This window comes from Ruegeria meonggei, from assembly GCF_900172215.1.
Taxonomy (GTDB): Bacteria; Pseudomonadota; Alphaproteobacteria; order Rhodobacterales; family Rhodobacteraceae; genus Ruegeria; species Ruegeria meonggei.
In genome coordinates this window covers 1-25,703 of record NZ_FWFP01000020.1, presented here as the reverse complement: position 1 = coordinate 25,703, position 25,703 = coordinate 1, and the positions used below count along the sequence as shown (strand labels likewise).

Here is a 25,703-nt window from a genome sequence, read left to right as displayed (position 1 = left end):
CGCGCTATTCCGCCTCACCATGTTGACCCGACTGAGAGAATTTACAGATCTCGGTGACCAGCAGGTCAATCGTGTCGATTACATTGGCATCCGGCGCCACACTGTCTGCAATTAGCGAGAATTCCGAACACGCAACGATTTGCAGGTCTACGCCTGCCGCAACCAGTTCGTACGAAGCACCACGCAATGTTTCGCGCGCATCGCGACAGGGACCGTTTGCTTTGATGCTGCGGATTGCCGACAGCATTTCTTCATCATCTTTGGGCCAGACGACAGAAAACCCTCGCGCCGACAGCGCATCTTCGAACAAACGTATGCGCCGCACGGCGGGCGAAGCAAGAATACCGACACACACCCCGGAGCCAATCGTTCTGGCTGCATAATCAGCTGTCAGGTCAACCATGTTCAACAGCGGGATGTTCACCGCACCTGTGATTGCTTTGGCATAGTGATGCGCGGTGTTGCACGGCATTGCCAGCGCCAAGGCTCCGGCAGTCTGAAGACGACGCGCCATTGTGGCCAGCGTCGGCCCAGGATTTTCTCCGGTGCCTGCGATCAAATGCGCAAACCGCGACGGTACTTGCGGGTTCATGTCGATCAACAGCGGGATGTGGTCGCAGTCATCACTCGCAGACACCGCCTCCACCAGCTTACTCTGGAGGAGGATGGTCGCTTCGGGGCCCATGCCACCAAGAATGCCGACCAGACGCGGCGCCATGGCTCAGACAGTTACCCAGCGGTTTTGATGATCAAAGGCAAAGTCATATCCTCCGAGAGCTGCAGCGCCCCCGGTGTGCAGGAACACGACCCGCTCATCTTTAAACTCACCCTTGCGCGCAAGATCGATCAAACCCGCTGCACCCTTGGCCGAATAGCACGGATCCAGAAGGATGCCCTCCAGTTCGGCAAACATCTGGATCGCCTCGATGCCGCTTTTTGTCGGCAGGCCATAGCCCTCGCCGACATAGTCAGTGTTGGCCATCACGTCTTCGCGCTTGACCACATCTGCGCATCCCAGCTTCTCGGCAGTTTTGCAGGCAAGGTCGTAAACCATTTGTTCCTGTTTGGGTTGCGGCGCCCTTGTGCCGATGCCCAGCACGGGCACCTGAGCATTCATCGCGCACATGCCCGTAACAAGCCCTGCCTGTGTTCCCGAAGAGCCGGTTGCATGCACCAATCGATCAATTCTCAAACCGCTGTCATTGGCCTGACCTATTATCTCAAAAGCGGCATTCACATAGCCGAGCGCCCCAGTCGGGTTCGATCCGCCGCCTGGAATGACATAGACATTGCGTCCCTCTGCCCGTTTCTTGTTGGCTGCTTTCTCCATCTCGCCCGGCATGTCGTGGCCACCGGCAAACTTTTCCGTTGTCGCGCCATGCAGATGATCAAGAAGCACATTGCCATTGGTGTTGTAGTTGGCATCTTCATACCCGGTGCGATCTTCCAGAAGGATATGACAATCGAGCCCAAGCTTGGCGGCAAATGCTGCGGTCTGTCGGCCGTGATTGGTCTGCGTAGCCCCCTGAGTCATTACCATATCTGCGCCCTGCGCTTCGGCCTCTGCCATTAGGAATTCAAGCTTGCGGGTCTTGTTGCCCCCAGTTGACATGCCGGTGCAGTCGTCCCGCTTGATCCAGATTTCGACACCCAGCTCTTTTGACAGACGTTTCATCGGCTCAAGCGGCGTCGGAAGATGAGCTAAGTGCAGGCGAGGGAAACGGGCAAGATGCATGTGAGAGCTCCTAATATTGATTTACGTCAACTTACTCCTCGCTATCTCTGTATTCAAATTCGAAAGTTGACGTCTATATTGCAAGAATTGCATATTACGCGAGACTGCGTTATCTACGTTTTATGCGACTTGAATGGATTGATGACATATTGGCCGTACTTGATAGCGGCTCATTGGCGCGCGCTGCTGACAAGCGGTTGCTGACCCAATCTGCCTTTACGCGCCGGGTGCGCCTTATCGAAGACAATATCGGCACGACCCTGTTCGACCGCCGCCGCAAGCCCGTATCTCTGATGCCAGGTGTGCAGGCGCTGGAACTCGAATTGCGTGAACTCAGTTCGCGGTTACACAAACTGCGACATACTTTGAAGACTGCGAGTGATCAGGCCGGCAATTCCCTGTCCTTTGTCTGCCAACATGCATTGACTACAACCGTTTCGCCCAAGGTTGTGTACTCATTGACGGAAAATGGCGATGCTTCGGTGTGCGTGCGTTCCGGGAACCAGGACGAATGCCTCTTGCTGCTAATCTCGAAGGAAGTTGATTTTGCGATCATGTACGCGATTCCTGATGGCAAAATGCCCGGACCTGGAAACGCCTTCGAAGCCAGGACACTTGGTTCAGATTTTTTGCTGCCAGTCTGTGCGCCCGCAATGCGCAGCCAAGCAACTGATGCGGTTATTCCAACAATCAGTTACCCGCCCGAAGTGTTTCTTGGGCAGGTCTTTTCCCGGATGGTCGCCCCGCGTTTGCCCACAGGCGTCACTGCGTTACCCAGAGCTGAAACCGCTCTGACGCTCGCCATGCTGCAATATTCCCTGAATGAAATCGGTGTTGCGTGGTTGCCCCACTCACTGGTTGCCGACCCGCTCGCACAGGGTCTGCTTGTGCGCCTTGATGACGTGCTGCCCGCGCAGCCCCTGACAATCAATATGGTCCGCTTGGTAGAAACACAGTCAGAGCATAGTGAGCAGGTGTGGCAACACCTTGGAGACCAATTGCAAATTTTTGTTTCGTCACAAAATCTACCCGACGTTGCGAAAAGCTGCATTGAGTCAGAATAATTTTGGAGCGATCTGAGCACTACTGCAGCAGAACGGAAAATAGGTAAATTGGGCGCTACTGACCAATCGCTGCATTCGAGATGATGCTGCACTGCCGGAATTCGTGAAGATCATGAAGATTTCACTTCTTGGGGGCGGTCAGCAATCCAGAATAGATAGGACTGACTAAGGCCGAGTGTCTGCTTTGGCCGCTTACGCAATTAAGTTTCGTGCATGCAGCGAAAGATCGCCTTCCGCCCGACCAGCGGATCGGCAACGACCGCTTTGGGCTGCGAACAGCCGAGTGCGACCGCAGCGGCCAGTTTGGGCGGCAATGGCAGCCCGGGGGCTTATTGCAGCGTAGCAGACGGACGTGCCGCTTTGGGGGTTTGCAAATGGACGAGCCTGCGCTCTTTGAGGCCGGGACAGCATGGAGCTACACCGATACCGGCTACATTCTGTTGGGCTTAGTCATGGTGGCTGCCACGGACGCAAGTGTGTTCGAACTTGCCGCTGAACGCCTGCTTTTGCCCTTGGGCCTCAAGGCTACCATTCCATCCGACAACACAGCGCTCGAGGGCCTTGCCGTTGTATACACCGTAGACGGCAATCCCTTCGACCTCGCGCCTCGCACGATCGATGGCGACTGTCGCCTGACATTGAACCCAGTTGTCGAATGGACAGGAGGTGGATTTGCATCCACCTCAACCGACCTTGTTCGATGGGGGCATGAGTAGTTTTCAGGTGCTGCCATGGACACTGAATATTTGGGCTCCTTGCTGGATGGGGTGGCGGTCCATCCAGATGCGCGGGGCGTGTTCTACGGCGCTGGTGTTGCGATCTACCACGAAACCCCGCACGGCACCGTATTCGGTCACGGCGGCTGGATTCCCGGTCATGTCTCAAGCCTGAGGCATTATGCAGACCACGACTTCACAATTGCGTTCCAGATCAATAGCGACGTGGGTGTAGTAGACGATAGCACTGATCTGGTTCCAGCCTTAGAGGAGGCGCTTGCACGCTCGCTCATTGGAGCCCTACAGCAATAAGGACTATTAGGGTTGCAAAGTCGTGTGTGGATGGCTCCTGCATTGCAAGCGAATTTTGTGATTGCGATAGCCTGTCAGTACAGTCGTGTGTCGGGCCTGTTTGTGCAGCGGTTGCCACTGGCCCTGATGAGTTCCGCAAGCAAGGTTCCTATCGGCTAATCGACCTCTGAAGGCCGCGACCTTGGTCGGAGTGTCCTTACTCTTGGTTGACTTCGTTTCGCATCATCACATCAAGCGTCTTGCCTCTCGGGGCAGGATCAGGTGATCGGCTGCCGATACTCCTCTTGTTTCGTCAATAACGCCCAAATGATCCGGGCGGATTTATTCGCCATGGCGACTGTCGCCAGCCGGAAAGTCTTTTCGTCTAGAAGCTTCGCAGTCCAGGTGTCGGCTTTCTCTGGGCTGTTCTTGGCCATGAGCGCGCGCGACGTCATTCCGATGATCGGCAGTTTTCGGATGTAACGGTCACCCTTCTCTGTGATCCGCCCGAGGCGCTCTCGGCCACCGCTGGATTTGTTCAGCGGTGTCAGCCCCAGCCAAGCCGCCAAATCGCGTCCGGTCTCGAACTGTTTTGCATCGCCAATGGTGGCGACAACGGCCCAAGCCGTGATAGGTACGATCCCCGGCATTCTCATCAGACGTCGTGCATCGGCATCGAGCCATGCGTGTTGTTCGATCAGTTTGGTAAGCCCATCAACCCGCGCATCGAGCCCGCTCAGTTGATGACACATCACGCCAAGAATTCCGTCCGCGATCTCGGGCATTTCCAACTGCGCTTCGGCGCCGTGTTCCCGAGCGAATTTAGAAACAGCCTCGATACCCGTTGGCAGAATATGTCCAAATTCCCGGAGGATGCTGCGTATCATATTGACGACCTGGGTGCGCTGCCTAACGACCAGATCCCGGGCGCGGTGTATTGCAAGAACGGCCTGCTGGTCTTCGGACTTGATCTCTACAAAGCGCATGGTTGGTCGACGCACTGCTTCATAAATCGCCTCGGCATCCACCGCGTCTGTCTTGCCGCGCTTCACATAGGGTTTGACATAGGCTGCTGGCATGAGCCGAACATCGTGGCCAAGTTTGCGCAGCTCGCGTGCCCAGTGGTGCGCCGAACCGCACGCTTCCATGCCGACAACACATCTCGGCAGCGTTTCGAAGAACGCCGGTAACTTCGCGCGCTTGATCTTCTTGTTGATGATCCGGCGTCCGGTGGCTGAAACACAGTGCACTGTCTGACGTCAGCGCTCATGGGGCCAAATCCAGGCCCACGGTTTTTACTGTCATTGGGTGGCTCCTTTCCTAGCAGTCGATAACAACTGCACTTTGGCACGTTCGATGCCGGTGGAGCAGGAGCCATCCACCTCATCCGCTTTGGGCCGTTCGTATCGATATCGATAAAGGGACCCAATTATCGTTGCTGGTTCGCACTCGTAAACTTACCATCACCTAGCTCCGATCCGATCATTAAAACAGCTCGTCGGGCTCAAATCTTTGCAACAAAACCGGCTATGTCCCGGGCGGTGAGTGACTTCGGGCTGCAATCTGTTTTTGTAGCAAATCCCGAGCCTGCCGTCTCGTGACCGGGCTCTAGGTTTCAGCCAACATATCGGCTTCCACCCAGAACACCCCAGCATAATCTCCCTGACGCAGTAGCCCCTGAACCGTCTCTTGTGAGCCGGTGCAGGGGTTTTGGGTCATGGTCGGTCCATACCGTAGTGATCTGCCCATTATACCGGGTGGCCTTTCAGTTTTGCAGCGCGGCAGTTATCGGCGTTACATCGCAGCCGGACCTAATTCTCCCGCATTCCAGAATTGGTAGCATTCAGCTGGGCCAAGATTGCCACGTGGACAAGCGATATCATAAATAGTTTCCGCAAAACCCTCGATGATAACCCCGAACCCTACTGCGACAATGATCACGGAACCAATGAGATATCGACCATCTTCTTCAACTTGACCAAGCATTTGGCTTTCTTGATTTTGCTCCCAATTCAGACGAGTACCGTCTTCGAATGCGTAGCCTCCAGCATCAATGCCGATCAGGTCAACATCGGGCAAGTCCCGGCTCCAATTCGAGTCAATTGCGGGATATTGCAGAGTGGCGGACAGGTTATTTTGACCCAGATGACGCTCTGAAGACAAATCGAAGCTAAAGCCGGACGAATTGGTGGTTTGGTAGGTATTGGCCATCCCATCAGTGTGGTCGATTGTTTGCGAAACTGATGAGTGAACTTTGAGCGCAAACCCGCGTTGGCCATGGTCACGCAACGGACCAGCCGTGGACGTTCCGGCACTCAGGACAATGGCGAATGCGGTGACGGATGCAATCAGTGTCTTTTTCATTTCTTGGTCCCTCTAGGTTGAGCGTGTCTGATACGCTGTAGGTGGAACCAACTTGAAAGCTTGCGGTTTCGATTTATTGCGCTGACAGGTCAAGGTTTTGAGAAAAGGCTTCAAGTTGACGCCTATCCCCGCCAGGCATGAACTTGCCTTCGCCTTGCGCAAAATCGGCGGGATGGAACGGACGCTGTTTGTCATCGACTGGTTGCTCGATGCCGATATGTAGCGCCGTGCACAGGTTGGGCTGAACAAAGGCGAGGCGCATCACGCCCCGAAGAATGCCTTGAGAAATGGTCGACAGGGTGAAATCCGCGACCGTACTGCCAAGGACCAGCACTATCGGATGGAAGGCCTTAACCTCCTGGCCGCTATCATCATCCACTGGAACACCAAGCATCTGAGAGGGGCGGTCACCGCTTATGATACAATCCTGCCCCTTACCGGAATCCACCCCAAACACGCTGCGAACAGGCGCTAGCTTGATGACTTTTCTCAAAACCTTGACTTGTCAGCGCAATAAATCTGAACCGCGGTTTGCCAGATTGAGTGCACACACAGCGTTTCAGATACGCTCAGCTGAAAAGGAACCAAACGATGAAAAAAGTACTGATTGCCTCCGCCACAGTGTTCGCGATTGTTGCAAGTGCAGGGATGTCCATGGCCGGCCCGTTGCGGGATCAAGGCCAGCGTGGGTTTGGGCAGAATATCCACGTTTCGACCTCACAAGCAATTGGCCACGCCAGTGAAAAAGCCAAGACCCACCAGACCACTTATAGGACCGGCTCTGGCGCGCATGTAACGTCAAAATACGATCTGGGCCAAAAGAACCAGCCCTCGACACAGCAGACTGGCGCATATGGCGCGAGCGGGGGCTCGCAAGCCCCCAATGTGGTCGTGGTCCCGATTCAGCAAGACGGCAGCTACACATTGGTAATTGGCAAGTCGTCGGGCTCCGATCTGACCCCATACCCGCGTCTCAACTACTACTGGTAAACCTGGGTTCATCACGGCAGGTCTTGTCCGAGAAAACGTGACCTGCCGCCATCAACCGCCAGGCCCCGGATACAAACCCCGGGTCCAGGCTGCTGTGACCTCATGACGGCAAGGGGACAGCGGGTTTTCTCGGGCCAGCCGGCGCTGACATCAACCACCGTCTGAGCCAGATGGTCAATACGGATGGTTCGTTGCCGCTATGACGATAGACCCACCGAGGCCTGCTTTTGGGCGTTGCGAGCCGACCATGAGCATTGCCATCACGCGCATTCGGAGGGTGGTTTTCGCGACGCCAATGTTTGCCTGACAGAGGCCGCCCCGCCGCAATAAATACTGCGAACCGGGGGAACTTGATGCTTTTTCTCAAAACCTTGACGTGTCAGCGCAATCAACCTGAGGCGCAGATCGCCAATTTGATTGGACACACAGCGGGCCAAACACGCTTAGCTGAAAGGCGCGAAAAGATGAAAAAAGCAATGATTACATCTGCAACAGTACTCGTGCTTGTCGTCAGTGCCGGAATGTCCATGGCCGGTCCTTCGCGTGGCAACCTAAGCGGGTTTAAACAGGATGTTCGCTCATCAGTTTCGCAAGCACACAGCCGCACTGCGACGCAAAGCAACGGTTCCAAAGCCTTCACCGTTAACCAAACGCTGGCTAAGTTGACGACAACCGCAGGACCAACGTTCTGGGTTGAGGCCGATGCCGAACGCGACAGCTATGATGTCGGTGAAGGCGAGTTGACGACGAACAACGGCACTCTGCGGTATGGCGCGAATTTGCCTTTGGGTGAGATCGCGGGCGGACAGCTGTTTGGCGGGCTGGAATTTGGCATCGGCAGCCTGTCATCGAAGGTCGGCACCAGCCTGGCCAGTGCCAATATCTCGACCGAAGCCTACGATGCAACCCTGAGCGCGCTTTGGGTTGCGGACAGTCTGTTCTACGTCGACGGGCAGCTTCGCTATGGGTATTTCGACAGCCAGATACGCCCCAACGGTGGGGCCTCCGTGGATGCCGATGGCAGCGGGTATGAGATATCCATTGAGATTGGCAAGCCCTTCACGCTGCCGAATGAATGGACGCTCATCCCGCAAATGCAGGTCATGTACAGCGATATCGACATGGACGATGTCCCTGATCGGTTCTCGGGTGGTCATATCGGATCCCTGGTGGATGGAGACACGTTGACAGCTCGGGTCGGACTGCGTGCTGAGCGTGCCTTTGCAAACAATGCGATGCTGTATGGCCAAATCGACCTCTATCATACGTTCGACACCGCACCCTCGGTGGTGTTTGGGCAAAATACGGTGTTCACCGAGCGCGGCCAGGACACTGCGGCCCTGAGTGTGGGCGGCAATGTCGCCCTGTCGGATCGCTCGTGGCTGTATGGCGAGATCACGACTGAAACTGGATTGGGAAGCAGCTCGGTCGACGACGCCTTTAGCTGGAACATCGGCGTAGAGGTCCAGTTCTGAAGTGTCTTGGCATTGGTCTGAACCGAAAATGGTTTCAGACGTCAGCTTGAGGGCCTTTCTCAAAACCTTGACGTGCCATCGCAATAAAACCGAGCCGCAGACTGCCAAATTGGTTTCACACACAGCGTTTCAAAAACGCTCAACCGAAAAGGCCCAAGAAATGAAAAAGACACTGATTACATCCGTCACAGCGTTCGCCATTGTTCTGAATGCTGGAGTGTCCATGGCTGGTCCGTTGCGCGGCGACGGCCAACGCGGGCAAGCACAAGATATTCGCGCGTCAGTATCGCAAGCGCTCAACCACGCTGATGGGACGGCAAACAACAACCGAGCTACGAAAACGTCTGCGTCTGCCCCAGGTGCTGTGTTTATGTGTTCTGCCGGCAGATACAATGCAGATCTCGGTTATAACCAACGTTGTGCATTCGACTTGGATGGGAGCACTCCGGGGCACTGATCAATCATCGAAGCCGTGAGAAATAATAGACACTTAGTGAAATGATTGTGTGGTTCAAAGATGCAAAAAAACAGGCATTTGACCCGCGCTTAACTGAAAGGATTTAAACGATGAAAAAAGTAATAATTGCATCCGCTACGGTACTCGCACTCACTGTAAACGCCGGAATGTCCATGGCGCACCCATCGGGTGGCCACGGCCAACAAACCGTAAATCCGCCTAGCCCCGACTATCAAGTGACACCAGGGCTATCGAATTCCGATCCTTGTGACTCATGCAGTGATGCCTACTCATAAAGGCGCTGACACATAAAATGGCGGATGCTTGAGGCTACGTTCCAGTAGATCAGCATCCGCTTTCTTGCCCGAGGTCACTGTCCCAACCGAATAGTATGCCCTGAGTTCAACCTAAGTTGCTCGAACACTGCCCGGAGATTGGCCCGTCCAGGTTTTGTAGGCATTGGTAAACGCTGCCTGATCAGAGTAACCAAGCGCAAAAGCAATCTCAGAAAGACTTAGCTTGGGATCATCAAGATACTGCTCTGCCAGCCTTGCTCGAATATCCTTTAGCAGCTGTTTGTAGGTTGTGCCTTCTTTGGTCAGCTTGCGACCAAGTGTACTGATACTCATCCCCAGCGTCTTCGCGATTTCATCTTGCGTCGGAGCGCTAAAAGACAGTCGCGACGTTATCTCGCTCTGCACCAATGAACTTGTTTCACCAATTACAGGCGGTAAATCGTTCATCAACGTTTGCACATGTTTTTCAAGGTGCAAAAGCAATGCGGGGTCCGTATCTTTGATCGGAATATCCATCACTGTCTTGTCAAACAGGATACCCGGAACTCTTTGACTCTGTTTGACATTGATCGATAGAGAACTGGAGATTTGGGACTGCTTTTCTTCGGTCAATTCATGCGGAAACCGTATCTCAAGGACTGGCAAGGGCGTCTCAGCTGCAATTTGAAGACTGGTCAAAAAAGCAGACATTCGAAACTCATTGTGAGCTCTATCAGCACGCATCAGTTCAGCGATGGAATCTATCTCCAAAAACATGCCGTACTCTTCTTCATAGAATGACAGTTTGGCAAAGCCGCGCGCTAAGCGTGCGTAAGTCACAGCCTTCTCGACTGCCTCGCCAACGGTTGGAGAGTTCAAAACGACATAGCTGAGAAGTGTAGTCTTTCTGGGGTTGAATGTTCTTCCCGCTGTGATCGCAAACAGGGGGTCTCGGGTCTCTTTCACGGCGAGTTCCAAGAGGCGCAGCTCATTGCGAACATCAACAAAATCCGGTGGGGTTTCGTGGAGATCAACGGGTAGGTTGGCCGATCTCAGAAGCGCAACGATATCTGAACCACGGTTTTCCAGAAGCCTGGCTATGTGATGCGCGCCGAAGCCTGGAACATTCCAAGATTGGCTATCAGAATTCACTTTGTTCTCATTCATGCAGAAATGTCACCCGAGATTGAAGCACGCCGTTGAACCGAGGCACTTTGCATATTGGGCTACAATAGACAGGGAGTAAAAGCCAAGCCAAGCAATCGTTTGATTGTCGGCGGCAATGTAGTGGGATTTTTGCGCCGGAAGCGAACGGCAGAAATGCGGGCTGCGGCCGCAGTATCGTTATCGTATATTGTATGTCCGGAAAGTGCCGGCTGTCTCCTTTGTAGTTTGACAAAAGGGTGCAATCGCAAATGGTGGCGGGCTCTCTATCCCATCACTTTCCTTTCGTGGGCCAGCGGGATTTGGACAAGCCAAACGCCCTTGGCCGTCAGGGTGAGGACGCTGCCCTCCCCCCCCGGGCAACCCTATTAGACAGGGCCGTGTCCTCGGCTGTAACTGCGGGCCGCACCACCCCTGTCGAATAGCGTTACCTCGCCCCCTCCCGCGTTCGCCACGTGGCAGATTAGCAGGAACAGGCAGCTTCGCTGCCTGACCTACAAATCAGCCCTGATTTTCCGAAAGGGAAGTCAGATCAAACAAAACTGCTTGCGGGCGTATATTATGGGGGCGGCGGGTTAGTTTATGACCCCAAGGTCAAATTCAACTGATGTCCAAATGAGCCTCCTCCAATGAAGTGGTCCGCCCCAATGATTATCGAAGCGCTGACGAATCTGTTCATCTTGCAAGGTGTGCCTGCTTACAACCGATCAGACAATGGCCCTGAGTTCATCGCAGAGGCCGTCTGAGACTGGATCAAAACCGTCGGTGCCAAACCATCATCTGGTCCGACCCATCCGGTTCGTTCTGCAAAACCGTCAACATTCAAATCAAAGTAAACCCCGGAGCCATCCAATGGTGTAAGCTCGATACCATCGCCATCCAGATCGATAATGAGTGGACTTGCAGCAGCACTTTGATGTGCGTTCGCATCATCGTTGTCTGTGTTCCCGTCTTTACAAGAAGATCCGCCAGGATCGTAAGTAAGTCCGAAACCGAGAATACTGCCACCTACACCACCTGCAGCGGCACTTTCCTCGGCATTTTTTAAGAACCATAACCCACGCGTCACATATCCGACTGCTCCGGAGATGACTCCACCTGCCATAATACCCGTCGCGCCTTGACCGGCGCTGCATACCGCCCCATCCGTTATTCCGCCACCTTCCGCTGCTTTCAATCCGCGCATAATTTCCCGAAAGTCTTTTTCTGTTATACTTCCGTTTAGTTGTTGGAAATCTGGGTCTGCCATTTTAGTTCACGTTCCACATATTATTGTTACACGGGCGACAAAAGCTCCGACTACAAATGTCTCAAATTCGAAAGCGCTATAAAAAAAAGCTCAAGTTTCTCACTAAAGTAGTCGTCATCATGAATTAGTCTTTTTTTGTCGAGACTTGGTTCACCTCTCAGAATTATTTCAGAGACTGCAAGGCGGGCTGAGACGCCGAATTTTTCCTCGAACACATTATATTCGCGCCTCGCGGCTTCGACTTGACCGGCCCGCGCCAAGGCTTGGCTTCGATAAAGAATCTGATTTTCTTGACCGAATTCGCCGTCCAACCCTAAAAACTGAAGGATGCGAACGATTGCCAAAGCGTCTTGACGGTTTTTCTCGTCCAGCTTTTCTGCATAGGTTTCAATAAGTTTCCGCCCTTTTTGGGGCTCTCCAGCTTCAAAGTAAACCATTGCAGGAAATATGTATTTGGTTGCCAAAGAAGGCCGCAGCTCAGCGTATTTTGAAAAAGCCTCCAGCGCTTCGGCATACTCGTCCGTATGATTGAAGAGTAAGAAACCAAGTGCACCTTGAAACCAGGGATTCTCCGGCCAACGCAATACGAAACCTCTTAAGTTCTCAATCGCTTCAGCGTATCTTTCTTGTGCGACAAGCACATTGGCAATATTGTTTGCAGCCCCCTCATAAGCAGGGTTCAACTCCAACGCTCTGGTATAATCCGCAAGCTCCAAATCCGTTTCCCCGGATCGGTGGTAGATTACTCCTCTGTGTTTGAATATTGAGGCGTTCTGCGGGTCAATCGAAATGGCGCGTGAAAGATCCTCGATTGCTTCGACATAGTGCCCAGCTTCGCTTCGCAGATAACCTCTCAATATTAATGCATCAACATAATCTGTGTCGAAATCTAATACTTCGGCTATGTCAGAGTTAGCCTTCTGAATTTCTCCCTTATTTTTGTAGGCTTGGCCCCTCCAAATCAGGAGGTTGACTCGATCTTCGCCAGAGAGGTCGCCCCCTGAGAGAAGTGCTGTACACGCTTCCGCAGTTCTTGCAGGTGATATTGCGTATGTTTCACAATCCGCACGTAACGATGCCTCGTCATGATCGGAAGGCTGTGACTTGTACCATGAAACCACAAACCATATCGCAGCGAGAAAAATACCAAATGTGGCAATCTTCCATACACGCATTACGATAGCCGCCCGAGTAATCAGCTCTACCTTTGGTAGCTCAACTTCTGCCAAGGACGCAACACTTGATGAACAGGGTGTAACCCCTCCTGACAATCAGACCGACCGCGCCAGTTGAGGGTCCTAGATGTTCAGTCCCGGCATCTGGTGGATCGGATTGATGATGAATCGACTTGGCTCTGGCCTAATCGAAGGACTCCACATCTGCGCCGACGGTTTTTCGGTGCGCCGGTCGAGGGCATCGTAGGCGTAATTGGCGGCTGTGCTGTACGAGCCGTATCCGATCAGCCGGTTCTGGCTGTCATAGGCATAGGTCTCGACCGCATCGGTAACCTTGTTGGCCCGGCTGATCCGGTTGCCGCGCAGATCTTAGGCGTAGCGATAGGTGTCATCCTCGAGCAGCTGGTTGTGAGCGTTGCTCTCAAAGGCATGAAGCATTCTCGCGGTGCGCCATACCATCCCCAAACGCAGAGCAAGATAGAGCGTTGGCACCAAACCTTGAAGAACTGAATTTTGCTGGAAAACTACTTCCTACCGGGCGACCTCGAAGCCCAAATCGAAGCCTTCGTCGATCATTACAACCATCAGCGTTATCATGAGAGCCTGAGCAACGTCACAGCAGCCGATGTCATTCCCTTGATTTGCTGAGAGACAGTCGCCGGCTCAAGGATAGCAAATATTTGGAGCGAGAGATCGTAGCAAAAACGCAGCTTTCCACCAAATATGTTCATGGCGTCCTTATCTGCCTGATCCAGGAGATAGCCAAGGCGGGTCTCAGTATGTAGAAATACGTTTTGAAGCTCACCTCCTGGCTCTCACCAACATGCTTGTCCCACTGTTTCTGCGCCAGGTTGCGATAGTGGTGCAGACAGGATTCGCCGTACGTCGTCTTGGCTGCGAAGGCAATCAGGCGTTCACATTTCGCATCATTCCATCTTTACCTGATAGGACTGGACAACCATTCCAACATCACGGGGTTAGGTTTGATCAACAAACCAAGAGCTTTGCGAATATCCCAACCGTTTATGTCCAAATCGCCCTCGATTGACAGTTCAATGACATCACGACCGGGCTCAATGCTCAGATAAGCATTGCGCTGGTGGACCGACGGCGAAAGGGAGGGTCACTCGAGCCAGTCTCGGCTGACGGACCAGTGCGGGCGACGGTTTGGCGCAAGCGGCAGGCGCATAATTGTCTCGCATGCACCAGGACGGTGTTGTCAGGTTAACTGCCGTTCGGTTGCTCATGTCAGCAATTGGACGTAGGTGACATCGATGAAGTCATCATCAATCTGCTACAAGCGTCACCGATTTCCTGCTCAGATCATCGCGCACGCGGTATGGTTGTAGGTTCGCTTCAATTTGAGTCTGCGTGAAGTTGAAGAGGCGCTGCAGCAGCGCGGGATCGATGTGTCCTACGAAACAGTCCGGCGTTGGGTCATCAAATTCGGGCCGGCGGCAGCTCGAAACCTGCGGCATAGACAGGGTCGTCCAGGTGATGTCTGGCATCTGGACGAAGTTGCCGTGTGAATCTCAGATCGCTAGTATTGGCTTTGGCGGGCGGGTGATCAGTATGGCGTCGTCCTGGACGAAATCCACCAATCGCGGCGGGACAAACGGGCGGCAAAACGGCTATTGCACCGCCTGAAAAAGCGTCTTGGTTTCATTCCCAAGCGGATAATCACGGACAAACTACGCTCGTATGGCGCCGCCAATCGAGAGGTCGCGCCGGGTTTGGATCATTGGTCGCACAAAGGCCTAAACAATCGACCTGAAAACAGTCATCTCCCTTTCCGAAAGCGGGAAAGGACGATGCAAAGCCATCGCTCTGCAGGAGGGTAGCAAAGGTTTGTGGCGACCCACTCAGCCATCCGCAATTGCTTCAGCGCCGCCGCTCCGCCTTAACAATCGATATCACTGCCTCGAGGCCTTTGACGCCTGGAATGACGCCAACCAAGCAGCCTTAATTTCATAAAACTGCACTCTTTGGCTGTCCAGGAGTTAACGTGACAACACCGTTGTAGATGCTGCGAAGATTGCTAAAGAACGCGCTAAGAAAAGGCAAAGCATTCAGCGTTGGCAGTGCGTTCACTGACATTCCGAAGGATTGGCTCTACACTTTGCAAGCCGTTCTCTTTGCTTTATCAGATCTGCCTCTGCCTGTAGAGCTTTTGCTTGATCAGCGGCAGATGGCCCCTGCAACTCATCCGCAAGTACGCCCGTCAAGCCTATCACGTCCGCGGAACCCGACGTTGAGGCGTACTTCAATGTCTTCAACGAGCCAGATTCCGAAAACGCGACCTGAAACTCTTGCTTTCCAAAGGCAGGTCGACGTGGAATCGGTACTTTGTATTCATTTCCCGGCAATGCCATCAGCGCAGCGCCATTCCAAATAAGCTCGTTCTGGCCTTTGTCGTCACTGGCGTGGACTCTGATACTAACTTTGGTCAACTGCCTGGCAACCAATGAATAGGGCTGCCCGTCGTTCTCCAGATTAACCGGTGGGCTAAGTGGGTTAAGATCTGACGGATGTATGTGCGCCTGCACTACCTTATCAGAGGGAAAGAGGCGTTCATGGTAGACCTTACTCGCACCAACCGGCCTGATCTCCTGTAATCCGGCCTTGGGTACTGACATTCCAGAAGAGTAAATAAGAGACAGGATACCGTTCTTGTCACCGTGTTTTTCTATGTATTCGCATTTTGTCAGCCCGTCGGGTACGGGGGCCGCACCGGGGATACCTTTGTCACGCAACACGGAGGAGGCAACAACTAGAGAGGATTCCACAATCTGTTTTGCAGTACCCGTTTGGGTTGCATTGATGCTTTGCAGCCTACCATCTTCAAAAAACTGAACTGTCACATCGGGATCGGTAAAGGTGCTCTTTAGTTCCTGGAGATTAAACGGGTATGTCCGGCTGAGATCCGCTGAATTGGCTATGACAGGGCTGACGGCGTTTGAGATGTTAATTTGACCTCCGGGGCTGCAGGATAAGGCACGTGTAACGTCCAACCGCAGTGTACTTTTTGTCAGATAGTACCTAGTGGACACATCGGGAATCTTGGCGCAGCCAGAAATAACTAGCGATAATGACAGAATGCGAAGAAACATAAATGAACTAGTCCAAACCAGTTTTTTGTGAGATGCGTTCAGATTTGCATGGTTTTTGAGTTATTTCAACCAAACAAAACGTGTGTGCAGACGGTAAGTTGGGACGCCCAATCGTGAAGATCGGGCGCAACCCACCATGGCGAACCATGGGAGGGTAAGGGAGGAAATCGTTCGATTTCTTGGAGCTGTACCTCGGATATTACTCGTTGAGAATCTCGAGTTCTTCGAGCTTTAGCACATCAGTTTCACCGTACCCCTTCAATACACCTTCAGTTAAGGTGCCGCGCACTACGACGCGCTGTCCCAATACATCAGCCAGATTTGTTGGCCCTTCAATAGTGCCCAGAACCGACTCTGTAGGCACGGGCACAGTCACCGGAATGCTGTACTCTGGGTTGTCGGGGTCCTTAAAGACCAGATCGCGGTCGCTGAACAGGTTGGTCCCCATATTCTCTATGACACCGATCAGAATGACCTCTTCCCCGTGCAACTTCCCTTCAGTCGTTTGCGCCGCATGCTGGACAGCACCTGCAAGCATGCCCGGACATGTTGATTGCGAAGTGAAGATATCCAGTTCGATAAAATCAGCTGATACTGTAATGTTACACAGAGCAGCTCGTGGTGCTTCGGTGTGGGCTGCATCCAGATTCAAAACGCCTGCGGTACCGGGAAACACGTCACCTCCATCCGCGCGGTTGGTCATAAAGTCCAGATGCTGTGCGCCGTCGGCTTCAATCACGTTGACGCCCAATTGCGTGGGATCCCCGTTAACCGAGTTGTTGACAAGCCCTGCCTGAACACGGGCATTGTCAATTTCAGTTACAAGCAATCCGGGCCCTGTAAGCAAACTGTCAAAGCCGAATTGATTCCGAAAGGACAGCAGGAGGTAGTGGTTGTCTTCGGGATCTTCAGCATCGGTGTAGTCAACCCGTACAACATCGCCTGATTCAACATAGGGGCGAATGCGCACGGCGGTCGTATCGGTGTCAATCACCTGCGGGGTGACCCACCCGAGAAATTCCTTTGACCAAGCGGTCATATGGCAGGGCTGATGGGAGGAAGACACACCATCGCATCCCCAGGAGCCCGAAGCCATCAGCCCCCAACCGCCAATACCGGAAGATTGCGCTGGTCGCGTGGAATCGTACAGATCGGGCAACCCGAAGGCATGTCCGAATTCGTGCGAGAAAACGCCGATCTGGATCATCGTGGCATCATCACAATCGAACGCAGGCATAATGACGTAGTCATCTATGAAAATCGGAACATTTGCCTGCCCCACATCACCCGTTTCAAATGCAGTACCAGTCCAGCCACTAAACGCAAAGCGATGGGACCAGATATTGCCATTGCCTCCATCTCCGCATTCGCCGCCGCTCTCGGGATGCACCAAAGCCACAAAATCAACAAAGCCATCATCATCGCCAGAATTGGGGATATTGTCGGGGCCGTCATTGTCGAATTGCGTGAAATCGATCTCAACGTCTGCCTCAGTAAAGGCGCTTGTAAGGAAAGCCGGCATTTTGGCTGCTCCACACGTCCCGTTACAATCTCCGGCGTAGAAAAGGTCGCCCTCCGGCAACTCGATCCACTCCAGCACCTCTCCACTCACTTCTAAAACGCCATGCGACATCTCATCGTAGTGAGCAGTCATAGAACCCGCATTGCCGGGGTTGAACAGGCGCTCTTCAAGATCGGCAACCGGGTACGGAATGGCAGGCGTATTTGAAAAAACTAGCGCAATGACAGGCACTTCAACGCTCCCGTGGACGGCTGACTCGGCCGTTATCGGCATTGCCGCCAACAGACCGGGTGGCAAGCTTTGCCGGCGGCGGCGCACCTCTTGGGCGGCGAGCGTCCGTGTGCGGAAGCCTCTTCTCACGACATGGGCATCAATGGCACGCTCGGTGACATCCGAATAGCCTTTTTCGGGCGACTCTGGGATTTGAGATTCAACATCTGCGAAAAGGGGTGGAATAGCTATCAAAGACAGGAACGAAGTGGAAATAAGTACACGATGCAAATGCATTTGACTCTCCATAGATTTGTGAAATGCCGAAAGTATAACACAGAACAGCTTTGGTTTGAGAATTTCACCAAGATGATATTGCGATGCACACCTGTTGCCGGTTCGGTTAACTTTGATTGACAGGTCGGCGCAAAAAAGACACCTAACGAATACTACCGAAAGGACGAACCGAAGGATTTCCCCTAAGTTATTGATCCCATGGTTTGATATTGCGATCCAATCTTGGGAATGGAAGGCGGTTCCAAGGGATAATTTTGTTGCAGGAGCGCCGCAACTGCGCACGCCGCAAGAGCAGTAATGCATCGTTCAGCAAGCTTCGCGTGTCTAGTAAGCCAAGAATGACGACCCAAGCGGGCCGCTATATCGCACGTCATTTCTGCTACGCTCACCGTGTGATTTTGCCGGGTCTTGGACGATCGCCAGTTGAGTATCGTATTGTCGGCCCTCACACTGCCCTCTGCCACGGATCATTGCCGAGACAAGTCTGATCGGAGAGGGTTTGTTCCCGCCAACCCACGTGATGATGTCAGTTGATTAAAAAGTAACATCGGCTAGGCTTTAAGCATTGATTTTGAAGGGAACAAATTTGATGCATTATTCCAGAGGCACACTCATGCCGACACGGCGCGGAGTATTGGTCGGGGGCTTGGCTGCGACCGCATTGCCCGGATGTTATGGCCAGGGAGAGGACAGAAATATCAGCCCCGACGGTCTGCCCTCGGTACCGGTGGACATCCACAATCACGTCTTCAATGCAACCGATGTGCCGATCCCCGGGTTTGTGGAACAGGTTTTGTTACGCGACCCCGAAACCCCGGTGCCTGGTGGGCTATCGGTCGCACGATCACTCGTCGGCCTGGTCGTCGACATTATTTTGGCCGCTCGCGGGACACCCACCGCGTCGGAAGAGCTGATCGAGATTGCGGACTTGCAGCGCCTGCCCGTTCGCGACGGCGGGGACTTGTTGATCCAAGATCGCCGCTTTGTCGAGGCGGGGCTGGTTGAGCTGGAAAACCGCGTGGATACGGCAGGGCGCGTGCGCCAGGGCGCGGTTTCTGCCGACGGCAAGTTGCCCCCGGCAACCGGCGACGAAGTCCTGTTTTCGCTGCTGGCCGCCGAAAGTGAAGTTCCGGTAAACCCAGTCGGATTGGCCGGGAACATTCGCAATTCGGACCGCGCCGGTGATCAGGCCCGCCAGATCGCCGATGCCATCTACGCGGATGAGGCGTTTCAGGATGACCTGAGTTTCAAATCCTTGTCCGAGCGCAGAAACCCGGATCAAAGCCTGATTCAGACCCTGATGTGGGCCGGGCTGCTGACCCGCAGCCGCGTGGATATACTGGGTGAGCTGATCCGGCTGTACGCTCATCAAACTGCGCAGGCCGACACGAATGATTCCCTGGGGTCCAACGGGATCAAGGTGTTCTCTCCATCACTTGTCGACTTCACCTATTGGCTTCGGGCCGGGCAGGATCGGGATGTCGACCGTAGCGGGCGTGACGTCACGGATCAGATTAATCTGCTTTCACGTATGGCCTTGCTGGAGCGCGGCGCCCTGATATTGCCCTTCGCGCCCTTTTGCCCGTTGCGCGCCGCTTATTACCGCAAAAACGGGAATTCTAACTGGTTGCAAACCATCCAGAAATCCATCGAATCGCAAGGGTTTGCAGGTATCAAGCTGTATCCACCGATGGGCTTTTTGCCGCTCGGCAACGCCAAATTTGACGAACCGGGCGCCCGCAAGCCCCGCGCCTTACAGGAGTTGGGGGTGACTGGGCAAGAAATCGATAACGAGTTGCGCGCTCTATACGACTGGTGCGCTGCAGAAGATGTTCCGATAAAGACGCATGGTAACAATTCGTTGGGTGCCGATGCCTGCACCGGGCAAAACGCATCGGCTGCAAATTGGAAACCGGTACTGGAAACTCCGGCGTGGAGCGATCTGAGACTAAATATCGCGCACTTTGGCGGCTTTGATGAGGAACGGTTCCCGACCGCCCCCGGATGCCCAAGTCAGACGCAGGCCTACGAATGGCAGGCCGCAGAACTTATTGCGAAGTACGATAATGTCTATGTCGATCTGGGATACTGGACCGACGTCACAGGCAGCAATCGTGATCAGTCACAAGAAATCATAGATTTGTTGGATAACCTGCTGAATCAGAGGGAAAACCTTAAAACTCGGCTAATGTATGGTTCGGACTGGACCATGCTTGGCCGTGAGAACCAGCATGCGAGCTATTATAACGACGTGCGCAAGGCGTTACAGGCATCTGCACTCGAAAAACCTGATCAGATTTCCATTCTGGGAAGCAACGCCATAAGATACTTAGGACTGGACCGCCGCGGAAAACAGTTTAGGAGATTGACGGGATTCTTCGAAGACGCACCCCAATATAATACCATAATCACCCTGATACGCCCTTCCTCAAACCTATTGGCTTTCGGACGCGACGCACTCGGGCAGCGGTAACCTGCCCATTGTGCTCTTCGGTTTTTCGAGTCCGGCAGAGATAACGAAGACGCCTCATCTCCGATGAATGCGCGAGCGGATCTCCAGTGTGGCCAACGTCTGCTTTCGGGTTGGACGGAGTCTATTTTTCAAACGCAGCGAATGGCTACTTCCCGCCCTTCGGGCCCAATGGCTAAGGTTTCGCTGGGCGGCTCAAGGCCGACTATCGGCCTCGAACTTTGTTTTCTGTTCTACCGCCTTCTTACTCTCTCTCGATTACGCTCCCGACGATCGATGTTGATCCGGTGGTCGCGACCCAATGCCCGGTAGAATCCCAGTCCCTTGGACCAGTTCAGAAAATGGGCAAAGCTGTCGACCTGATCGTCGTTGCGCCCGCGTGGAAAGGACTGAAGCTCTCGTTTGAATACCGGCAACCAGGGTGCGTCTACAGGCAGATACACCTTGCCCTCTTCGACAGGACCGGAAGCAGACTGGAACCGGGTTTCCTTGTCCTTGTCGGATTTAATGCGTTCGTAGCACCGGCGGTCATCACGAAACAACTCATCCAGAAGCGGTTTGCCGGAGGCCGCATCTTCGATCAGAACGCGATCCGGATCCCAACGGCGGACAAGCTGAAGTGCCTTGGCTTTCTGGTCTGGGTAGTCCACCTGCCCACGCCAGACGTAAAGCAGGTACCATGCGTTTTCGCGAAAGCCCCAGGTCGTACAGACCGAGAAGTCGGACCGGGGATCCGCAGACATGCCCGTATCCCAGCTTTGAACAACCAGTTGGAACCAGCGACGATCTTCGATGGTCTCGTAGGTGCCAAACCACTCCCAGCGCAGGGGTGATCCGTCTGGTGCAATCGGGTTCTGCTGATATTGACAATTGAACACGGCCGCGCCCATTTCGCGACGCTTGGTATCCAACGTTTGCTGATCCAGGCGCGACGGACACAGAAGATCACCCGGATTGCGGCGCATGACATTTCCACGTCCAAGAGGAACCATCTCATGTTCTTCGGCGATGGCGGGCAGGTTCAGGTGCCTATAGGCCCCACGTTCCAGCAGGTACCCCGGCGGATCCATCTCGTGTAGTCGCTGTGCAACCATGACCACGCGCCCTTCGGACGGGTTATCAAAGTGCGACAGCAAGGTTCCCTCAATGAACTCCTGCGCTTTGACCAGTTCAGCTTCGGAACCTGCATCACCCGCTTTCAGCAGATCGTCGATGATGATGTAATCAGCGCCATGGCCAGTGACAGAACTGCCGATGGAGACAGCCTTACGGCTGCCTCCCTTTGTGGTGCGGATTTCTTCTGAAGTGTTGCCTTTACGGGCCAGAACAGATTCGGGAAATATCTCCCTGTACCAGCGCGCGGACATGACCCGTCGACAGTCTTCGGAATGCTTGCGCGCCAGATCCAGCCCGTAGCTGGCAACAATGATCTTAGCGCTGGGGTTATGCCCGAGAAGATAGGCGACATACGTAACAGCCACTGTTACGGATTTCAGGCACCGGGGCGGAATGTTGATGATCAGCCGCTTGTTTTCGCCGACACGAACGTTGTCCAACTCATGGCACATGGCACGCACATGCCAGGCCGGATCAAAGCTGCAGTCAGTCCCCTGGTGCAGCGTGTCAAACACGCGCCACACGTAAGGAAAGAAATTTTCCCGGTAAATCTCGCGCGCGGCTTGCCGGACCCTTTGGGATCAGGAGCTGACATCATTGGCCTCCTCATCTTCAGGACCGCAGTCACCATCTGGGTGACTGGAAAAGAAATCCCGGAGGATATCAAAGTCGACACTGTCCGGCTCAACCGCACGGGCGCTTTCTTGCGCGTCCATGTCACTTGTGTTGAACAGATCCGTGTCCAGCTTCAGCAGCGCCATCAGCATTTTCGTGTCGCCCTTCAATGCGCTGGCCGTGACCCGCTTGGCAATTGCCTCCGCCTTGGAAATCCGGACTTCCCGGTTGCCTTCCCGGACGGTGATTTTGGCTTCCAGTTCGCGTTTCAGACTGGCATTCACGCCCTTAGCACCTTTCGGCCGCCCTTTCGGATTGCCAGAGCGGCCTTTCTTGAATTGGGTTGCTTTGGGCGGCTTGCCATAGCCGACCTCATACTCTTTCGTATCGTCAGACATGATCCACCTCCTGCTCAGAAGTGGTGTCGTTGGCTGCAGAAAGCGCATCGAACGTCTGGCCTGTCACCGCGTGCACGGCGTTCTCGCGGGTCATCTCCTGCCAACGGTGGATGGCGATATCGACATAAGCCGGGTCGAGCTCAATGAGCCGCGCCCGGCGCCCGGTTTTCTCAGCTGCCAGCAAGGACGCGCCGAATCTGCCAAAGACGTCCAGCACGACATCGCCGCGATGACTTACATCCATGATGGCATCTGCCACCAAAACTGTCGGCTTCACCGTGGGATGATCAGCGAGATCCGCTTCGCGTCCTGCCCCAAAGCTGTTCACACCCGTATAATCCCAGACATTGGTCCGGTTGCGACCATGTTTTCCGAGCTCGACATTGTTGATATGCTACGCACCTGGTTTCTTGAAGATCGCAACCAGCTCGTGTTTGGAACGATAAAGGCTGCCCATGCCTCCGTTCGTCTTGTTCCAGACGCAGAGATTGATGAAGTCCAATCCGCCTGCCTTGCCGGACGCAATCAGCTCTTCAATATGGCGCCAGTCCATGCAGATCATCGCGATGCCTCCGTCCGGCAAGCAGTCGAACAATGGTTGATCACGTCCGAGAGAAAGCTACGGAACTCACTGTCAGACATTTCTCCTGACGCCATAGCAAACTCACGGTGATCGCCACTGGCACCACAGCGGACATGCCCATTGACCAGAACATTGTAAGGCGGGTCAGTGAAGACCATCTGCGGGGTCTCGCCATCCAGCAGCGTTTTATAGCTCTGGGCTTGCAAGGCATCCCCGCAGAAGATGCGATGATCTCCGAGAACCCAGAGGTCGCCCGGCTGCGCAATTGCTGGTGCCGCAGGGTCCGGGGTGTCTAAAGTTTCTGCTTCAGTCTCCGCAGCCTCGCCCGCGCCGTCGATGATAATGTCGATCTCTGGCGTTTCAAACCCGGTGATGTCCAGATCGAAGTCCAACTCGCCATCAAGGCTGAGGTCCGTCAGCTCGGCAAATTCGATCTGCAGCGCCGCTTCGTTCCAGTCCGGCAGTTCCGCCAGCTTGTTATCCGCGATGCGCAAAGCACGAACTTCTGCATCTGACAGGTGACCCGCGACAACAGTCGGAACGGACATCAACCCCAGGGCCTTGGCGGCTTCATAGCGGCCATGGCCTGCAATAATAGTACCGCTAGCATCCAACAGGATCCGGGTGACAAAGCCAAACTGTGCTACTGACGCTTTCAGCTTGTCGATATTCTTGGCCGCGTGCACGCGGTTGTTATTGGCGTAGGGCTTGATCTGGCTGATCTGAGATTGGATGACTTTTTCTGCCATCCAGATCGGCGAGTTGGACGCCTGGACGTCGCTGTGTGATTTCTTGGCGGACGTAGTCGCCTCCTTTCATTTGACGCTCTTTAGCGTCGGCGAGAAAGGATCGTGTTGGGAATTCGGAGAGAGCACGACCAGCAACTCTCCGGACTAATCGATCCGGTTCGTTGCCCCTTCGAATGCTCTCGGTCTTACCCGCTCAAAAAATGCGGCGCCAAATGCTGCCTGGGAGATGTATTCACCTCCCCGTGGGACCTTGTCCCTTGCTGGGCTGGCTAGAATTTATGCGCGGGGATTTGCAATTGCAACCCCAAATCAAAAAGTAACTAAATCGTAACCAATTAAGATTGTTGACGAATAATCGGTGGTACGGCAGCAGGGCCCTGCAAAACACACGCCTCCAGTAATCGCTGCAGAAAGAGCTGGACTGTTGCTGTGAACCACGCATCACTGAACCCACGCCCGAGCCATTCGGGCGCTCCTCGGTACCAGGGCTCGGCATTCCGCCAGCCCCGGATCAGAGGAGACAATACATGTCCAAATCCAAACAAACCAAAATCGACAAGGTGCAAGCCTTGTTGCGTTGCCCGAGCGGCGCCAGCCTTGAGGCGCTCTGCAAAACAGCGGGGTGGCAGTCTCATTCGGTCCGAGCAGCTCTAAGCGGTCTGCGTAAGAAAGGCGTGATGATTGAACGACGCGCCTCCGATAAACCACATGGCTCTGCCACGTATCACCTCACGGCAAACAAGGGCGGCGAGTCATGACGAAGATTAGCGATGTCACCAATCTGGCCGCCATTGGTCGCTCGGATCTGGTCACGCTTTGGCAGCAACTGTTTGATCAACCCGCACCCGCTATGCTCAGCCAACCCTTCCTGCGCCGTTTCATTGCCTTTGAGATGCAGTCCCGCCGTCATGGCGGGCTGTCTCGACAAGTCAAAGCCACGCTGGGAAAAGGCTCTGAGAAGAAGTCCCGGCCCCAATGCCCTGCGCTTAAAGCCGGCGGGCGCCTGCTGCGCGAGTGGTATGGCGTGACCCATGTGGTCGATGTAGCAAGGGATGGTTTTACTTGGAACGGTCGGCCCTATCGCTCGCTCTCGGCCATCGCCCGAGAAATTACCGGCGCGCATTGGTCGGGGCCGCGTTTCTTTGGGCTCACCGGCAAGGGGGCCAAATGAGCCCGCGCCGCAAAATCCGATGCGCCATCTATACGCGCAAGTCATCAGAAGATGGGTTGGATCAGGACTTCAATTCACTGGATGCGCAATATGAGGCCTGCGCGGCTTATGTCACCAGCCAGCGACATGAAGGCTGGACCCTGTTGGCCGAGCGCTACGATGACGGTGGCCTGTCGGGCGGCACCCTAGAGCGCCCTGCACTTCAGCGCCTTCTTGAAGAGATCGATGCAGGGCGCATCGACATGGTTGTGGTCTACAAGATCGACCGGCTGACCCGATCGCTCGCCGACTTCTCCAAGCTGGTCGAACGGCTGGAACAGGCGAACTGTTCCTTTGTGTCCGTCACACAAGCATTCAACACCTCTTCCTCCATGGGTCGGTTGACCCTGAATGTACTGCTGTCCTTTGCTCAGTTTGAACGGGAAGTCACCGCCGAACGTATTCGTGACAAGATTGCAGCGTCTAAGAAAAAGGGGCTTTGGATGGGTGGCAACCTGCCTCTCGGCT

General features: G+C 54.2%; 22 protein-coding genes and 5 pseudogenes. 12 read left to right on the top strand and 15 right to left on the bottom strand.

What is annotated here, in order from left to right:
• Positions 1 to 4: 4 nt before the first annotated feature.
• Entirely contained in the window at positions 5 to 718 is a 714-nt protein-coding gene (gene cuyB / locus RUM8411_RS22135) for a cysteate racemase (protein WP_085824901.1), read from the bottom strand.
• A gap of 3 nt (positions 719 to 721) precedes the next feature.
• On the bottom strand, positions 722 to 1,735 hold the full coding sequence (cuyA, locus tag RUM8411_RS22130; RefSeq protein ID WP_085824900.1) for a D-cysteate sulfo-lyase: 1,014 nt from the start codon (positions 1,733 to 1,735) through the stop codon (positions 722 to 724).
• A 122-nt stretch (positions 1,736 to 1,857) separates the two neighbouring features.
• Between cuyA and RUM8411_RS22125 the strand changes: the two genes are divergently transcribed.
• From RUM8411_RS22125 to RUM8411_RS22115, 3 genes are all read left to right on the top strand, one after another.
• Positions 1,858 to 2,799: a LysR family transcriptional regulator gene (locus RUM8411_RS22125; protein ID WP_085824899.1), complete on the top strand. Its 942-nt coding sequence runs from the start codon at positions 1,858 to 1,860 to the stop codon at positions 2,797 to 2,799.
• 374 nt (positions 2,800 to 3,173) lie between these two features.
• Positions 3,174 to 3,515, top strand: a complete 342-nt coding sequence (locus tag RUM8411_RS22120) for a serine hydrolase (protein WP_085824898.1) — start codon at positions 3,174 to 3,176, stop codon at positions 3,513 to 3,515.
• Between the two features lie 15 nt (positions 3,516 to 3,530).
• The gene (locus tag RUM8411_RS22115; RefSeq protein ID WP_085824897.1) at positions 3,531 to 3,827 is read left to right on the top strand and encodes a serine hydrolase domain-containing protein; all 297 of its coding nucleotides are present in this window, start codon (positions 3,531 to 3,533) and stop codon (positions 3,825 to 3,827) included.
• Between the two features lie 257 nt (positions 3,828 to 4,084).
• Here the strand turns inward: RUM8411_RS22115 and RUM8411_RS22110 are convergent, their stop codons facing one another.
• Both RUM8411_RS22110 and RUM8411_RS22105 read right to left on the bottom strand, forming a co-directional pair.
• A complete protein-coding gene (locus RUM8411_RS22110) occupies positions 4,085 to 5,056 on the bottom strand; it encodes an IS110 family RNA-guided transposase (RefSeq protein ID WP_143534991.1) in 972 nt (323 codons plus the stop codon).
• Positions 5,057 to 5,600: 544 nt separating this feature from the next.
• Positions 5,601 to 6,170, bottom strand: coding sequence for a hypothetical protein (locus RUM8411_RS22105; RefSeq protein WP_085824896.1), 570 nt, complete (start codon positions 6,168 to 6,170; stop codon positions 5,601 to 5,603).
• A gap of 127 nt (positions 6,171 to 6,297) precedes the next feature.
• On the opposite strand from RUM8411_RS22105, the pseudogene RUM8411_RS22100 reads away from it, so the two are divergent.
• The 3 genes and pseudogenes from RUM8411_RS22100 to RUM8411_RS22090 all read left to right on the top strand — a co-directional run.
• Positions 6,298 to 6,582: pseudogene (locus RUM8411_RS22100) on the top strand (Tn3 family transposase); the annotation flags it as partial.
• Positions 6,583 to 6,761: 179 nt separating this feature from the next.
• The gene (locus tag RUM8411_RS22095) at positions 6,762 to 7,160 is read left to right on the top strand and encodes a hypothetical protein (RefSeq protein WP_085824895.1); all 399 of its coding nucleotides are present in this window, start codon (positions 6,762 to 6,764) and stop codon (positions 7,158 to 7,160) included.
• 464 nt (positions 7,161 to 7,624) lie between these two features.
• Positions 7,625 to 8,635, top strand: coding sequence for an autotransporter domain-containing protein (locus tag RUM8411_RS22090; RefSeq protein WP_085824909.1), 1,011 nt, complete (start codon positions 7,625 to 7,627; stop codon positions 8,633 to 8,635).
• 864 nt (positions 8,636 to 9,499) lie between these two features.
• On the opposite strand, the gene RUM8411_RS22080 is transcribed toward RUM8411_RS22090, so the two are convergent.
• The 3 genes and pseudogenes from RUM8411_RS22080 to RUM8411_RS22070 form a co-directional block, all read right to left on the bottom strand.
• Positions 9,500 to 10,534: an AraC family transcriptional regulator gene (locus RUM8411_RS22080; RefSeq protein WP_085824893.1), complete on the bottom strand. Its 1,035-nt coding sequence runs from the start codon at positions 10,532 to 10,534 to the stop codon at positions 9,500 to 9,502.
• A 778-nt stretch (positions 10,535 to 11,312) separates the two neighbouring features.
• Positions 11,313 to 11,636, bottom strand: a pseudogene (locus tag RUM8411_RS23325) (SPM autocatalytic domain-containing protein); the annotation flags it as partial.
• A gap of 194 nt (positions 11,637 to 11,830) precedes the next feature.
• Positions 11,831 to 13,009: a tetratricopeptide repeat protein gene (locus RUM8411_RS22070; protein WP_085824891.1), complete on the bottom strand. Its 1,179-nt coding sequence runs from the start codon at positions 13,007 to 13,009 to the stop codon at positions 11,831 to 11,833.
• 372 nt (positions 13,010 to 13,381) lie between these two features.
• Between RUM8411_RS22070 and RUM8411_RS22065 the strand changes: the two are divergent.
• Positions 13,382 to 13,582: pseudogene (locus RUM8411_RS22065) on the top strand (integrase core domain-containing protein); the annotation flags it as partial.
• Positions 13,583 to 13,682: 100 nt separating this feature from the next.
• Here RUM8411_RS22065 and RUM8411_RS23285 read toward each other — a convergent pair.
• A pseudogene (locus tag RUM8411_RS23285) lies at positions 13,683 to 14,000 on the bottom strand (DNA polymerase beta superfamily protein).
• A 229-nt stretch (positions 14,001 to 14,229) separates the two neighbouring features.
• Between RUM8411_RS23285 and RUM8411_RS22050 the strand changes: the two are divergent.
• Positions 14,230 to 14,929: pseudogene (locus RUM8411_RS22050) on the top strand (IS6 family transposase).
• A gap of 113 nt (positions 14,930 to 15,042) precedes the next feature.
• Here the strand turns inward: RUM8411_RS22050 and RUM8411_RS22045 are convergent.
• Together RUM8411_RS22045 and RUM8411_RS22040 are read right to left on the bottom strand one after the other, a co-directional pair.
• A complete protein-coding gene (locus tag RUM8411_RS22045) occupies positions 15,043 to 16,065 on the bottom strand; it encodes a hypothetical protein (RefSeq protein ID WP_085824889.1) in 1,023 nt (340 codons plus the stop codon).
• 199 nt (positions 16,066 to 16,264) lie between these two features.
• Positions 16,265 to 18,094, bottom strand: coding sequence for a M6 family metalloprotease domain-containing protein (locus RUM8411_RS22040; RefSeq protein ID WP_159453957.1), 1,830 nt, complete (start codon positions 18,092 to 18,094; stop codon positions 16,265 to 16,267).
• A 589-nt stretch (positions 18,095 to 18,683) separates the two neighbouring features.
• Between RUM8411_RS22040 and RUM8411_RS22035 the strand changes: the two genes are divergently transcribed.
• Positions 18,684 to 20,567 carry an amidohydrolase family protein gene (locus tag RUM8411_RS22035; protein WP_085824887.1) on the top strand — a complete coding sequence of 628 codons (1,884 nt, stop codon included), beginning with the start codon at positions 18,684 to 18,686 and terminating at the stop codon, positions 20,565 to 20,567.
• Between the two features lie 230 nt (positions 20,568 to 20,797).
• Here the strand turns inward: RUM8411_RS22035 and terL are convergent, their stop codons facing one another.
• From terL to RUM8411_RS22640, 5 genes are all read right to left on the bottom strand, one after another.
• Positions 20,798 to 22,195: a phage terminase large subunit gene (gene terL, locus RUM8411_RS22030; protein WP_143534988.1), complete on the bottom strand. Its 1,398-nt coding sequence runs from the start codon at positions 22,193 to 22,195 to the stop codon at positions 20,798 to 20,800.
• Between the two features lie 66 nt (positions 22,196 to 22,261).
• Positions 22,262 to 22,693: a DUF5681 domain-containing protein gene (locus RUM8411_RS22025; protein WP_085824885.1), complete on the bottom strand. Its 432-nt coding sequence runs from the start codon at positions 22,691 to 22,693 to the stop codon at positions 22,262 to 22,264.
• Positions 22,686 to 23,021, bottom strand: coding sequence for a DNA methyltransferase (locus RUM8411_RS22645; RefSeq protein WP_234995328.1), 336 nt, complete (start codon positions 23,019 to 23,021; stop codon positions 22,686 to 22,688). Before RUM8411_RS22645 ends, RUM8411_RS22025 begins: the two co-directional genes overlap by 8 nt.
• Before the next feature lie 66 nt (positions 23,022 to 23,087).
• On the bottom strand, positions 23,088 to 23,255 hold the full coding sequence (locus tag RUM8411_RS22785) for a hypothetical protein (RefSeq protein ID WP_159453956.1): 168 nt from the start codon (positions 23,253 to 23,255) through the stop codon (positions 23,088 to 23,090).
• Positions 23,252 to 24,025, bottom strand: a complete 774-nt coding sequence (locus RUM8411_RS22640; RefSeq protein ID WP_143534986.1) for a ParB/Srx family N-terminal domain-containing protein — start codon at positions 24,023 to 24,025, stop codon at positions 23,252 to 23,254. The genes RUM8411_RS22785 and RUM8411_RS22640 overlap by 4 nt, the downstream gene beginning before the upstream one ends.
• A gap of 527 nt (positions 24,026 to 24,552) precedes the next feature.
• On the opposite strand from RUM8411_RS22640, the gene RUM8411_RS22015 reads away from it, so the two are divergent.
• The 3 genes from RUM8411_RS22015 to RUM8411_RS22005 all read left to right on the top strand — a co-directional run.
• Positions 24,553 to 24,783 (top strand): DUF3489 domain-containing protein, encoded by a 231-nt coding sequence (locus RUM8411_RS22015; RefSeq protein WP_085824884.1) that lies wholly within the window; start codon positions 24,553 to 24,555, stop codon positions 24,781 to 24,783.
• On the top strand, positions 24,780 to 25,196 hold the full coding sequence (locus RUM8411_RS22010; RefSeq protein WP_085824883.1) for a DUF2924 domain-containing protein: 417 nt from the start codon (positions 24,780 to 24,782) through the stop codon (positions 25,194 to 25,196). The genes RUM8411_RS22015 and RUM8411_RS22010 overlap by 4 nt, the downstream gene beginning before the upstream one ends.
• Positions 25,193 to 25,703 (top strand): recombinase family protein (locus RUM8411_RS22005; protein WP_143534985.1); only part of this gene is annotated, 511 nt, incomplete at its 3' end. The genes RUM8411_RS22010 and RUM8411_RS22005, both read left to right, overlap by 4 nt.

What these genes read in the sequence shown, in the direction of transcription:
- RUM8411_RS22640 (WP_143534986.1), bottom strand. Translation starts at nt 24,025, where the DNA reads ATGGCAGAAAAAGTCATCCAATCTCAGATCAGCCAGATCAAGCCCTAC.
- cuyB (WP_085824901.1), bottom strand. Translation starts at nt 718, where the DNA reads ATGGCGCCGCGTCTGGTCGGCATTCTTGGTGGCATGGGCCCCGAAGCG.
- RUM8411_RS22035 (WP_085824887.1), top strand. Translation starts at nt 18,684, where the DNA reads ATGCATTATTCCAGAGGCACACTCATGCCGACACGGCGCGGAGTATTG.
- RUM8411_RS22080 (WP_085824893.1), bottom strand. Translation starts at nt 10,534, where the DNA reads ATGAATGAGAACAAAGTGAATTCTGATAGCCAATCTTGGAATGTTCCA.
- RUM8411_RS22785 (WP_159453956.1), bottom strand. Translation starts at nt 23,255, where the DNA reads ATGATCTGCATGGACTGGCGCCATATTGAAGAGCTGATTGCGTCCGGC.
- RUM8411_RS22095 (WP_085824895.1), top strand. Translation starts at nt 6,762, where the DNA reads ATGAAAAAAGTACTGATTGCCTCCGCCACAGTGTTCGCGATTGTTGCA.
- RUM8411_RS22040 (WP_159453957.1), bottom strand. Translation starts at nt 18,094, where the DNA reads ATGCATTTGCATCGTGTACTTATTTCCACTTCGTTCCTGTCTTTGATA.
- RUM8411_RS22025 (WP_085824885.1), bottom strand. Translation starts at nt 22,693, where the DNA reads ATGTCTGACGATACGAAAGAGTATGAGGTCGGCTATGGCAAGCCGCCC.
- RUM8411_RS22115 (WP_085824897.1), top strand. Translation starts at nt 3,531, where the DNA reads ATGGACACTGAATATTTGGGCTCCTTGCTGGATGGGGTGGCGGTCCAT.
- RUM8411_RS22010 (WP_085824883.1), top strand. Translation starts at nt 24,780, where the DNA reads ATGACGAAGATTAGCGATGTCACCAATCTGGCCGCCATTGGTCGCTCG.
- cuyA (WP_085824900.1), bottom strand. Translation starts at nt 1,735, where the DNA reads ATGCATCTTGCCCGTTTCCCTCGCCTGCACTTAGCTCATCTTCCGACG.
- RUM8411_RS22015 (WP_085824884.1), top strand. Translation starts at nt 24,553, where the DNA reads ATGTCCAAATCCAAACAAACCAAAATCGACAAGGTGCAAGCCTTGTTG.
- RUM8411_RS22105 (WP_085824896.1), bottom strand. Translation starts at nt 6,170, where the DNA reads ATGAAAAAGACACTGATTGCATCCGTCACCGCATTCGCCATTGTCCTG.
- RUM8411_RS22125 (WP_085824899.1), top strand. Translation starts at nt 1,858, where the DNA reads ATGCGACTTGAATGGATTGATGACATATTGGCCGTACTTGATAGCGGC.
- RUM8411_RS22045 (WP_085824889.1), bottom strand. Translation starts at nt 16,065, where the DNA reads ATGTTTCTTCGCATTCTGTCATTATCGCTAGTTATTTCTGGCTGCGCC.
- RUM8411_RS22090 (WP_085824909.1), top strand. Translation starts at nt 7,625, where the DNA reads ATGAAAAAAGCAATGATTACATCTGCAACAGTACTCGTGCTTGTCGTC.
- RUM8411_RS22120 (WP_085824898.1), top strand. Translation starts at nt 3,174, where the DNA reads ATGGACGAGCCTGCGCTCTTTGAGGCCGGGACAGCATGGAGCTACACC.